The 13351-nt window shown below is 35.1% G+C and carries 7 protein-coding genes; 4 read left to right on the top strand and 3 right to left on the bottom strand.

Translation table 11 applies throughout. The features are described 5' to 3' along the window. Positions 1–1047 (bottom strand): efflux RND transporter periplasmic adaptor subunit, encoded by a 1047-nt coding sequence (locus tag DBO93_RS12555; protein ID WP_108456654.1) that lies wholly within the window; start codon positions 1045–1047, stop codon positions 1–3. A gap of 144 nt (positions 1048–1191) precedes the next feature. On the opposite strand from DBO93_RS12555, the gene DBO93_RS12560 reads away from it, so the two are divergent. From DBO93_RS12560 to DBO93_RS12575, 4 genes are all read left to right on the top strand, one after another. After that, positions 1192–1764, top strand: coding sequence for a TetR/AcrR family transcriptional regulator (locus tag DBO93_RS12560; protein WP_108456655.1), 573 nt, complete (start codon positions 1192–1194; stop codon positions 1762–1764). A gap of 415 nt (positions 1765–2179) precedes the next feature. Further along, positions 2180–3820, top strand: a complete 1641-nt coding sequence (gene pgi, locus DBO93_RS12565) for a glucose-6-phosphate isomerase (protein WP_108456656.1) — start codon at positions 2180–2182, stop codon at positions 3818–3820. Positions 3821–4239: 419 nt separating this feature from the next. Further along, positions 4240–4755: a M48 family metallopeptidase gene (locus DBO93_RS12570; RefSeq protein WP_108456657.1), complete on the top strand. Its 516-nt coding sequence runs from the start codon at positions 4240–4242 to the stop codon at positions 4753–4755. A 251-nt stretch (positions 4756–5006) separates the two neighbouring features. After that, positions 5007–7940: an ATP-binding protein gene (locus tag DBO93_RS12575; RefSeq protein WP_108457835.1), complete on the top strand. Its 2934-nt coding sequence runs from the start codon at positions 5007–5009 to the stop codon at positions 7938–7940. Here the strand turns inward: DBO93_RS12575 and DBO93_RS12580 are convergent. Together DBO93_RS12580 and DBO93_RS12585 are read right to left on the bottom strand one after the other, a co-directional pair. Continuing rightward, a complete protein-coding gene (locus DBO93_RS12580; RefSeq protein WP_239058983.1) occupies positions 7932–11009 on the bottom strand; it encodes a two-component regulator propeller domain-containing protein in 3078 nt (1025 codons plus the stop codon). The two genes, DBO93_RS12575 and DBO93_RS12580, sit on opposite strands and share 9 nt — an antisense overlap. A 408-nt stretch (positions 11010–11417) precedes the next feature. After that, a complete protein-coding gene (locus DBO93_RS12585; protein WP_108456659.1) occupies positions 11418–13109 on the bottom strand; it encodes a S8 family peptidase in 1692 nt (563 codons plus the stop codon). Positions 13110–13351 lie beyond the last annotated feature (242 nt).

Here is a 13351-nt window from a genome sequence, read left to right on the forward strand (position 1 = left end):
TTAATATGTCGCCTTATATTCTCTAACGACTAACCCTTCGCGCATTTGACCTACCGCAGCTGAGACCACTTTATCACCATCCGTGAGGCCAGAAGATATTAAGGCGAATTCACCTTTGAATTTAGAAATATTAACCTTAGTTTTAGTTAACTTACTGTCTAGCTCATTGTATCGCCAAACACTAAAGCCTGAATCATTGTTACCCATCAACGCACTTAATGGCACAATCAAAGCCTGTAATTGGTTGTTATTTGGCATAATATTCACAATGGCTCGTGAGCCGGGATAGAAGGCATTAGCAACTTCATTTTTCAGAGCAAAGGTTACGCTATAGGTTTGTGTAATAGGATCTGGCGTGGTTTTATGTTCGACATATTGAATATCATATACTTTTGATTCCTGACCAATAATATGAGCCGTCGCTTTAACATCACGATTACCAACATTAGCGGTCATAATACGTTCAGGTACCTCAAAGGTAAAATATAGCTCTGATCTATCTTGTAAATTAGCCAGTGAATCTCCGGTTCTAATCAAGCTATCATTCTCGATATACCTAGCGCCCACAACAGCATTAAATGGTGCTTTTATCGTGCTATAACTTAAATCTTGTTCCGCATTTTCTAACACTATTTTTGTAATAGAAAACTGAGATTTAGCTTCATCGTAGTCGCGTTGTGAAGCAACATTTTTATCAAAAACATCTTTAATACGTTTTAAATTTCGTTGAGCGTCTTCATGACGAATTCGGCTTTCTTCTACTTTACGTTGAAAAGGCTTAGGGTCAATTTTAGCTAAAATTTGATCCTTTTTAACTTCACTGCCTTCAATCAAGTTTTCAAATATTAAGCGCCCTGACACTTCAAATTTAAGGTCAACACTCTTCACTGCAGAAACAATCGCTGGAAACTCATAATTATTCGCTAAACTTGTTACATGAGCACTCGTCAATTGAACAACAACCGGAGCAGTTTCTTTCTTTACTTCTGTTGGTTCTGAACAAGCTTGCAGTACAAAAATTGTAGCAAGTATAAAAATTCGATTCACGGTAACCTCAAAATATAAGTAAAATTTAAAATAAGTACACTAATCATAACACAGGTTTACACATTAACAACTAATGTAAACCTGTTGTGTAATGTAACAACTCACGTTAATATAATAGTCATTAATATATAAAGAGTAGAAAATTTGCCCAGTACTACCGATAAAATTTTAGATACCGCAATGGAGTGTTTTTTTCAACACGGCTATGATACCGCAAACATATCGATGGTAAGTCGACATGCAGGTGTATCTCGTGTGACGATACATAAACAATTCAAATCAAAAGAGGTACTTTTTAGAGCGGTTGTAGAGAAACATTTTCAAAAACACAATATTTTGATTGATCTATACCGTAAGTCTGAAAAAAACTTTTGGCAGGAAACACAAGCGCTAATTATTCAACGTTGTGAAGGCTTCTTTAACGACGTGTCTAGTAATCTCGTGAGATCTAACTTGTTACACGCGGGTCAGGCATTTTGTAAGGATCTTATTCAAGCAGAAGAAGGTGCTATCAAAAAAAGTATTCGTTTGAGAATTGAAAAAGAAATATCAGCTAATCGTTTAACACTTAAAAAAACGGGGTTAACAGCAGATGACTTAGCTGAAACCTTACATTTTGCACCATTTGGCATTACAGTATCTGTATCTGAACACAACAATATAGCCTTTGTAGAAAATTTAATGGCCGTATTTAAAGCCTCAACTTCAACCTGTTAGTTATTCCTATTGATTATTCTCCGCCATATTTCAGCAAAGCGACAATCGTTTAAACAGACAGATTAAAAACACCCCACCTTATTAATGAAATTTTGTGGTTAATTGATTAACAACAAAGTAAAAATATTTTTTCGCTAGAAATTCTAGCGAGTGTAAGTTTTGTAACCCCTGTTGTAATAAATCATCCTAGAAACATTAAATAAGAATATAAAAATAAAAATATAACTATTATAATACAATAAGTTAAATACATATTTTTACATAACCAATCTCTAGCTAACTATACTAATTAATTATTAGCCACTTCGCTAAATATAGTAAATAGTATTGTTATAGCGCAATAATTTTATCGACCTAAACTTTATATTATTTAACAAATTATAATTAAGTAATTAAACTAAACAATGGAGCCGTAATGCAAGATAGAACCTCATTACCTAGCTGGAAAAAACTTGAAAATCATGCACTTGATATGAAGTCTCAACATATGAGTGAGTTATTTAAACAAAACCCAAAACGGTTTGAGCAATTCTCAATTCAACTTGCGCCTTTTCTTCTCGATTATTCAAAAAACCTTATCTCAGCATCGACAATGGATATGCTGTTCAATTTAGCGAAAGAGTGCGATGTTGAAGCTTGGCGAGAAAAAATGTTTAGCGGAGAACGTATTAACCGCACAGAAGACCGTGCAGTATTGCATACAGCGTTAAGAAATCGCAGCGAAACACCAATAATGCTCGATGGTAAAAACATTAATATTGATGTGCGATTAGCTCTAGATAAGATGAAAACCTTTAGTGAGAAAGTTCGCCAAGGTTTATGGAGTGGTTATTCAGGAAAGCGTATTACTGATGTAGTAAATATTGGTGTGGGCGGTTCAAATTTAGGCCCACAAATGGTCACTGAAGCACTAGACCAATACAGTGATAATAGCGTGAATGTCCATTATGTTTCCAATGTTGACGGTACCCAAATAGCTAATGTACTTAGACCTTTGAATCCAGAAAAGGTCTTATTTATTGTTTCAAGTAAAACCTTTACTACCACAGAAACAATGACCAACGCCAGAACGGCTATGAAATGGCTCGTATCTTCATCTTTTGATCAATCAGCCATTGCTCAGCACTTTGTTGCCGTATCATCAAATAAAAAGAATGCCATGGAATTTGGTATCGCTGAAGAAAATATTTTTGATATGTGGGACTGGGTAGGTGGTCGCTTCTCACTTTGGTCTGCTATTGGTTTACCTATCGCTATCGACTTAGGTTTTGAACGCTTTATTGAATTACTGGAAGGCGCGCATGAAATTGATCAACACTTTTGTAATACTCCACTAGCAGAAAATGCACCTGTTATTTTGGCACTACTCAGTGTTTGGAACTGTACTTTTCTCGGTGCGCAATCTCAAGCTATTTTGCCTTATGACCAGACTTTACACATGTTGTCAGCATATTTACAACAAGCTGAGATGGAAAGTAACGGTAAGTCTGTTTCGTGGGATGGTGACTCTATTTCATATCCCACTGTACCGTCGATTTGGGGTGAATTAGGAATTAACGGTCAACATGCCTTTTACCAATACCTACATCAAAGCAATAATGTTGTGCCTGCAGACTTTATTGGCTCAGTTGAGAGTGTTACGCCCGTACATGGTCATCATGAAACCTTAATGGCAAATTTTTTCGCTCAAACTCAAGCACTTATGCAGGGTGTTAATGAAACTCAAGTGCGTGCGGATTTAAAAGCAAAGGGTCGTACACAAGATTACATTGATAAAGTTGCCCCACACAAAGTTCATAAAGGTAACCGCCCTACCAACACCATATTAATGAAACGGATATCACCACGTTCACTAGGCAGTTTAATTGCTATGTATGAGCATAAAATATTTGTGCAAGGCATTATTTTACAAATCTGTTCATTCGACCAATGGGGTGTAGAACTTGGTAAAGGTTTAGCCAACAATATTCAAGCAGAGTTATCATCTGGAAACTTAAATGATCAGCATGACAGCTCGACCATTGGCTTAATTAATTTTTATCAAAGTTATAAGTAATAAACTTTCAATAGCCTCAGAAAAAAATAGCGAACACTATGTTCGCTATTTTTACATCACACTTTTAAAAACTTATAAGTGATCATTTAAAAAGCTTAAAAACTTATTTGAAGCACTGATTCAATTCGCTTTTTTACTGAAGCCGTGACCTTCATCGTCAAACACTAAATAGCCAACATAAGTACCGCCACTGCGAATGGACTCCACCATATCATCACTTTCAATTTTTAATTCTTTTGGGGCACTCTTCCCCTGTACAACTAGTACAGGTTTTTAAACATTTTATGCTCTAGCTTTTATCTAGTAGTGGGTCAGAACTAGGTTAAAACTCAGTAAAAAAAATACTGAACGTTAAAATAAAAATAGCGTAAGCTGTGTAATAATCGCTGAAACCAAAATTTAGAAATATTAATAGTCCAATGACCACTCCGTTAAAGTACTTATCTCATTACTCCGCTGAAACTCAACAACAAGTTATTCAGCTTATTAATGATGGTAATTTAAAGACTTATTTATTAACCCAGTTTCCTGAACCACATGAGATTACATCAGACAAAGCATTACGAGAGTATTCTCTTGCGATTAAGCAACAATACCTAAAAAAATCTGCGCCCTTGAGCCAAGTAAAGTATGACGATAAAATTCATATTATTAACAATGCATTAGGGTTACACACTTATGTTTCTCGTGTGCAAGGAAGTAAATTAAAAAGTAAAAATGAAATTCGTATTGGTAGTATGTTCAAACGTGCGCCACTATCTTTATTAAATATGATCGTGGTACACGAGCTTGCTCACTTAAAAGAAAAAGACCACAACAAGGCTTTTTATCAACTGTGCCAACATATGTTACCTAATTATCATCAATTAGAATTAATGACGCGTATTTATCTTACAGAGCTTGAAACAAATGGCTGTATTTACAAATCACCTTAACCCTAGCGAAGCTTTTTACTTTGTATAAATGAGTAATATGCTTTGGGTAATGACTAAATCAATTATGATTATTCACAAAGCATTAACATACTGTATAATGTAAAAAGTTAAATAAATGCCAACAAATTAAATATAAAAATACACTTGTTGTCATATAATATTGGGTTGCAAATTTGCAGATAAAAAATAGAAAACTATTGCTCACTGCTAGTGTTGTACTCACTTTACTGCCATATTTTTTAATAAACGATATGTTTAATTTAAGTGATGTCTGGCGTTTACAAGGCCCGCTACTTATTTTACAACTGCTCAGTGTAGGGTTCATTGTTAATAGCTACCTGCGTATTAACACACGAGAACTAAAACTTTTTTGGCAGTTTATAACCCTCGCCCTGCTTTCTGCTTTGATATCTAACTTACTTTTCAGTTTTAGTCTCTTACGTGATGACCTTTTGATCCGAGATTTCTTCACACTTTGCAGTTATTTTTTTGTCATTCTAGCAATAGAAACTAACCCTCATAATAATGAAACTAAAAGTAATAAAAATATCAGTAACCGTGTAGCCGCCATATTCTTCACACTGATATGTTTTAGTTATTTCGTTTTACTCCCTATAGAGTTTTCAAATAAGATTGAAAATAAAGTAGCTTCATCTCAATTGTTCCATTTGCTAATAGCTGTACTTATTTTCATTCGTTTAGCGACAAATTGTGTTCAATGTCATAGTAATTTTTGGCGCAAAATTTATGGCGTTCTCGCAATTTCCGCGGCTGCATTATTGTTAGATAACATGATTGATTATCTGAACAATTGGTTCATCATTTATTTACCAGAATACTTACTAACGTTGTTAGTGCTTATTCCGTATTGCTCGCTCATTATTGCAGCTAATAACTCTGTAATAACTGATGAGCCGCCAACAGAAGTAACACCAGAATTTACGTCTGAGCTTTATTTGATTTTATTAATAGCTTGTTCAGTATTCATGCATTTAGCGGGTACCGAGTTAAACCTGCATTACAATATAAACTCGTATTTGCAGTCGATATTAATTGCCACTTGGCTCGGTATTGCTTTAACGTTATTAATGACGATTGTTTATCGAAAAAATCGTTTAGGGTATAAAAATCAAAAGAAAATAGAGTTACAAAATACCGAACAGCAAACATTAGTGAAGCTTAATCAAGTGTTAACCAGTGCAATGCTTAATAGTGAAGACAAAGCGATAGTTAATGTCTCAAGTAATGCCATATTAACCACTAGCACAGATGGGACAGTACTTTCAGCAAACCCCGCCGCTGTACAACTTTTTCAATGTTTAGAGCGTGAAATTATTGCCACAAGTGTTAGCGATTTTTTCTCGACAGATGATCAAATGCATTACTTTTTTGACTTCAAAAGTAATGTTTATACTTTACAACGAAAAGAGGCTGGCATATCGATAGAGTGTACGGCTACCCGAAAAGACGGTACTCAATTCCCTGTACAAGCAGAATTACAATGGGCAGAAAGAGAAGAGCAACCCTTAGTTGTGATTACCTTTATTAACCTCACTGCACGTAAACTTGCAGAACAACAAGCGTTAGATTTAAAAGATAAGTTTATTGCCAATATTTCCCACGAGTTTAGGACTCCGTTAACAATTATTAATGGAATTTTAGATCGCTACTTGGTTAAAGCTCAAACAGAGGAAGAGAGTAAAGAGCTTAAAACAGCGAAGCGCAATGGTTTACGTTTAGTTCGTATGGTTGAACAACTCCTTGAGCTATCTCGCTTATCTGATAACCCACAATTAACTATGGCGACCTATCGACTGCAAACATTAATGTCGATGCCAGCAGACTCGTTTTCGCGTCTTGCCACTCAAAACAACTTGACCTTAACCTGCGATATCCCAGAACATATTTGGTTAGATTGTGATGCCCAAGCATTTGAAAAAATTATTTTTAATTTAATAGCGAACGCCATTAAATACACGCCAGCGGGTGGCAGTATTCAAGTTATTGCTCACAGCAACAATGACAACTTTATCTTAGATATTATTGATACCGGGATAGGTATAAATACAGCCTCACAAAGTAAAATATTTGAGCGTTTTCAACGCGCAGATGACGAACAAAACAAAGGCGTTTTCGGTGTTGGTATTGGTTTATCTTTGGTGAATGAACTGGTTAAAGCACATCATTGGAAAATTAATGTTTTTAGTGAGTATGGTAAAGGTAGTAAATTTTCCTTAATTATTCCTAGTGCCACTGCCATATCTGACGAGAAGCTAACACCAACAAGTATTTCTCAAACTGAAGTATCTTCTTTGTTAATTGAACCTCACAATTCAGTTCAAGATATTAGAAACCATAGTCAAAAGGTTGTTTTAATTATAGAAGACAACTTGGATATGCAAAGCCATATTAAACAAGTAATAGAGCAGCAACATCATAGCTTGATAGCGGGTAGCGGTGAACTTGGATTAACACTTGCCCAAGAATACATTCCTGATGTTATCGTCTGCGATATTATGCTCACCGGCATTGACGGTTTTGCCGTGTTACAACAACTTAAAAGCCATGAATTAACCTCTCATATTCCGGTGATATTATTAACAGCCCGTTCTGATCTTGATAGCCGCTTACATGGTTTAAATTTACAAGCCGATGAGTACTTGAGTAAACCTTTTAACCATCAAGAGCTATTAACACGCATTGATAACTTAATTATTAATAGAGAAGAATTACAAAAAAGTTATTTACAAAGCTTTAATAAAAACCTGCAAACAAGTAGAAAAGTTAATAGCATTGAAAACGTCGCAGACTTAGCTTATACAAGTGATGAGGATGTCACACTTGACAATAAATTTTTAGAAAAGCTCGAATCGATAACCGCTGAGGTATATACAGATACTGATCTAGACATTACACAGTTATCAGCCAGAATGGCAATGAGCGAGCGTCAGTTGCAACGTAAAATTAAAGCATTAATAGGCATAACACCGAATAACTTCATAAAAGAATTTCGCCTTAACAAAGCAAAAGTGCTATTACAAAATGGCTCTCAAATTGGTCGTATAGCACTTGATGTTGGCTTTTCGTCGCAGACTTATTTTGGCCGTTGCTTTAAAGAAATGTTTGACTCCACGCCGAAGCAATATCAGCAACAGAAGCAAAAAGAGCAACGAACATCAGACTAAGCCTGACTTAATAATTATTTGTTCTTTTAAGTTAGTGAGGCTGCTTTTTTTCATCAACTGTAAATAGTCAAAAACATTAGATTTTGGTCCACATAAGCCTAACCATGAAAGCTGCTTATTTTCATCAGTATAATTTAATGCTTGTTCTATCATCACACTGATTTGATCCCAAGATAAGTCTAGAGGATTTTCTCGACTAAATGGAAAGAATGAATAGGCCATATTAATGGCCGTAGCGTCATCAACATCAACCACGCTTTTTAATCTACCTGATAAACGCGCAGCTAATTCATTGGCATTATTGCCCTTTTCATAGCCAATAACCGCAAAAGTATCATTCGACCAACGAATAACGAGATCATCGTTGTTTCTACTATAATGCAATAAATCAGTAAGATTGATTAACTGGCTATTACTCACCGCTTCTTTACTCTTAAGACGTACCATTAAAATATAAAGCCGTGGCAACATTTCTCTTTGCACAGGTAATAAATTTTGGTGCATTTGGTTCATTAATTGACTAGTTTGTTCAATATATATATCTAAATAGCGACGGCTTTTTACGCCCGTAACTTTATCAACAATTGCCGCTTTTTCTAATTGTTTATTGGCTTGAGCTAACTCTAAGTTTTTAGATGTAAACTTCTCAGTTTTATCATAAACCTGCTGTTCTAAATAGAGTTTTTGTTGCTGCTCAACAACTAATTTACGATTTAATAAACGAGAATAAAACAATAAAGCTAACGCCACAGCAGAAGTATATAAAATATAGGCCCACCACGTATTCCATGGTGCTGGTTTCACAATTATATCTAAGGTATAGCCTGGTTCACTCCATACATTGTCACTATTGCCCGCTATTATTTGCAGCTGAAACATACCTGCAGGCAGATTGGTATAAGTAGCACGGCGTGACTTGCCTGCATCTAGCCAAGCTTGATCAAAGCCAAGTAAGCGATACTTATATTTAGTAGACTCAGGATAAGCGTAATTAAGCCCAACATACTCAAATGAAATCAATTGATCATCATAATCAAGTTCTAAGCTTTTAAGATCTGTGATGGCTGTTGATAACGCCATAGGTTCATTAAGCTTAAATACATTGGTTAATCGTACTTGTGGAGGCTGTATTTTATTTCGATTTTTACTGGGTTGAATACTTGAAACGCCTTTCCCTGCGCCAAAGTAAATCACATCATCGACACTTTTAAAAATTGCACCATGATTGTAATCTAAATCAACCAATCCGTGGCTTAGATCAAAGTGCTTAAAAACTTTAGAGTTGACTGAATACCTTGTTATACCTTGATTTGAGCTTAACCATATATCGTTATAGCTATCTTGAATCATGCCATAAACTGTTTGACTTTTCATGCCATCGTTTGTGCCGATGCGTTTAAATTTATAGTTTTTCGCAACTCTGTTCTCATAGGATAATACATTTAATCCTGCTGCTTGAGTACTGACCCAGAGGTTTTTATCGTTATCTAAAAATATAAACCAAGACAGATCACTGGATAGGCTATTTGGATCACTTTCATCATAAGTAATATGATGAAAACTTTCTGTTGTTGGATCAAATCGACTCAGTCCACTGCCATAAGTAGCGACCCATATAATTCCTTTCTCATCCTCTAATAGATGTAAAATTGAATTACTATTTGGGCCCTCTTCAGGAGTATTTTTATTACTAATATATCGAGTAAAGCTACCATCTTCATTAAGTCGATTAAGGCCTTGATTAAATGTAGATACCCATAACCTTCCTTCTCTATCTTTAATAATGTCAGTTACACTATTTGCTGATATTGATGAGGAAATAAATTCATTGTGGATAAAGGACTTAATTGATTTATCATGTAAATTCACTCGATACAAACCTGATGCTCTTGTACCTACCCAAAGATATTTGCCATCATAAAATAAATTCATCACCCTTAGATTTTCAAAATATTTTTCTAAATCGAGTTCAATAATCTCATTATTACTTACTGATAATTGATATATTCGCCCATTATAAGCACTAAAAAATATCTTCTGGGATGATGCTTGTGAAAAACTGGTTATATTAGATCGATCAAGAGCTGGATATTCCCTAGCGGTATATTGTCTGAATGTTGTCATCGTTGAATCCCAACGATTTAAGCCATTATTAGTACCAATCCACATCAAATTATTTTGATCTTCATAGAAGTTCATAATGTAATTACTGCTTACACTATAAGCATTACTTGCAGAATGATTAAACCTTTCAAATGATTTAGCTTCAATATCATAAATAGATAAACCATTATCCGTTGCTATCCATATATTATTTTCGAAATCTTGATACACATTATGAATAGTATTGCTACTGAGTGATTTTGTATCGCTCTCGTCATACTTAAAATGCACAACATTATTGTCATTTACCGAATACTTTAATAATCCATTATCAACTGTACCAACCCAGATATTTCCTTGTTTATCCTTAAAGAGCGCATTGATATATTTATTGATATAACTATCATCCTCTTTAGGAGCATACTTTATTGTACGTTTAAAGTTACCAGCTAAATCAAAAACCGATATTCCACCACCATTTGTACCGACCCAAATTTCATGTTCATCTGTTTCAATGATCGCGTGTACAATATTATGAGATAGGCTATGTTTGTTATCCAATTTTTGCTGTATTTGAACTACATCCCAATTTTCACCTTTGATTGATAAAATATTTAAACCATTTTCTGTCCCGATCCATATTTTACCCTCACTATCTTCAAATAAAGTATTAATACCGTCGTTACTAATTTGAGCATTTTTTGTCTTGGTCGTTAAATGTCGAAAACTTTTAGACTCAGGGTAGTAAAGATTAAGGCCACCACCACGAGTCCCAATCCAAATTCGTTGGCTCTTATCAATAATTATACGTCCGATAACATTCGAACTTAATGAGCCTTCAATTGATGTATCATGGTAAAAACTCAATAATTGGTGACCATCGAATCTGTGTAACCCCTCCTGACCGCCAAACCACATAAAGCCGTCTTTATCTTGAGCAATAGTCATGACAAATTTGTAGGACATTGGGTTATCAATTGCAAAACTCTTAAACAATTTACTTTCTTGGGCAAAAAGCATATTGCAAAATAGTAAAGTAAAACAGAAGGAGAAATTCTTAAGCATTAGTTAGTTTTAACCTGTAATTTGAATAGAAAAACTTAGAAGTTACTTTATATGACTTATTGGAATTATTGCCTGGCATAAAACACCTTGTGTGAAAGTGTTTTAGTTAAAGAAAAAGTAATATCAATTTTATAAAGGATGGCATTAAACAGCAAACACATCAGCTTAAATAAATCCTATGAAGAATATTACCTTGCTTAAAAGTGAAGTAAAGCCTAACTATTTTAAAACACATAAATCTAATAAAATAGTTAAGTGTTTAACTAAAAAAGTCACTTATGATAAGTGACTTTTTTAGCTTCTATTGCATTATTGTGGCTCAACCCAACTATTAATGTCTATTGTCGTTTTCCATAGCATACCATCAGTTTCGAAGCTGGTCTTCCATAGCATACCATCTGTACCAAAACCTGTTTTCCATAACATGCCGTCAGTTTCAAAGTTAGTCTTCCATAACATACCATCTGTAGTAGCCGTATCCTGCCAAGCACTATATGGTTGCAGAGAAGTTTTCCAAAGCATACCATCACCTACAAAATTGGGATCATTTATATCCCAAATAAATTCTTCACCTAAGCCTTCAACATAAAAGTTACCATCTTCATTTATATTAGCAGGCCCTGAATAATGTTCTTCATCATTCAAGTCTTTAGCTATATCTAATGATTTATTAGCACAATTAGTTTCAGCGCTAGCCATCGCATAATAGGCACTAACTAGACCCGCACCTTGTTGAAACACACTATATCGGCTGCTGCCATCACTATTATTCGCACTGTAAGCACTGGCTATAAGCTTACACTTAACTTGATCTGGTGTTAACGCTGGGTTGTCAGTCAGTAATAAAGCTACCACACCTGAAACGACTGCCGCCGCTTGTGATGTACCTGACATTTCAAAGTAACGTCCACCATCATGAAATTCAGGGTGATCTATAACAATTTGAGAATCAAACGCCATTAATCCTGAAATGTGTCCACCCGGAGCTATAATATCTGGCTTAACAAACCCTTCAGCAGTAGGTCCAGCGCCACTAAAACTTGCTACTTTATCATCTGAATAATTAAAAGCGGTATAGTCATCGGTCATGGCACCTACAGTAATTATATAAGGTACATTCCCTGGCACGCCTATGGTCATTGGTTCAGAGCCTTTATTACCTGCTGACGCAACGACAACCACTCCAGCTTGCCAGGCTTTCATTACTGCTTTGTTTAACGGATCTTCCCAGTAATTGGAGCGAACTGGACCGCTAAACGACATATTTAATATACGTAAATTTATTTGTTCTTTAACTTCAAGTGCCCAACCTATGCCGCGAATAACATCTGCATACGTTGCTTTTCCTTCAGCATCAAAAGCTTTTATACCGACATGTGCCGCATTGGGCGCAACACCATATATTCTGCCAGAACTATCATAATCACTATTAACGGCGATACTAGCCACATGTGTACCATGACCACTTTCTTCACTACCAGTATTACTGACAGTATCATTAATCGCATCATAAGTGCCCCAAGCTTTATCACGACCTTGCAAGTCTGTGGATAAACCGGATAAATGTTCAAGACCCGTATCTAAAAATGCAATGGTTACACCTTCACCAAAGTTTCCCATTTGGTGAACATAGGTGGCATCAACTTGTTCAGTAACAACCGATTGAGGCTGCCATCTACGTTGACCATAAGACAGCCCACTTAACTCAACTTTATAGTTGGAACTTACAGTGATCTCTTGTTTATTTTGTAAGTTGCTTAGTTGCTTATCTGTTAAATCTACGGCAACTGAGTCAATTATTTTTAACTCATGCGTAGGTGTAACACCTAATGCTTTTAGGTTATTTTTCAATACAGAAAAATTCTTAGCACTTATTATATAAGACTTTGCGACTTTATCTGTGTCAGCTACAGATTTAAAACCTATGACCATTGCCAAAGTAAATAAACCTGCAATGATTGAAAAATTTCTTATTTTATTTTGGTTCGAAGTGAACGACATTTTAATCCCCTTTGCCCGTTACATCTTTTTAAACTTTATTTAAAAACAGTAAGGTGAATAACTTCATTTGTTTACATACACTAACAACGACTTAAGTCATGTCAATATCACTTTATTTAATCACTTTTTCTCAAGCGATTTGTAAACACTATCACACCATTTAATATCTTTTAACTAGATAATTACATTTGTTTCCCCTGTTGAGTAAACAAAAATATCCAGCGTAATTTAAAGCTGGATAT

Origin of the sequence: Colwellia sp. Arc7-D (assembly GCF_003061515.1) — a bacterium.
In the GTDB taxonomy this organism is placed as follows: Bacteria; Pseudomonadota; Gammaproteobacteria; order Enterobacterales; family Alteromonadaceae; genus Cognaticolwellia.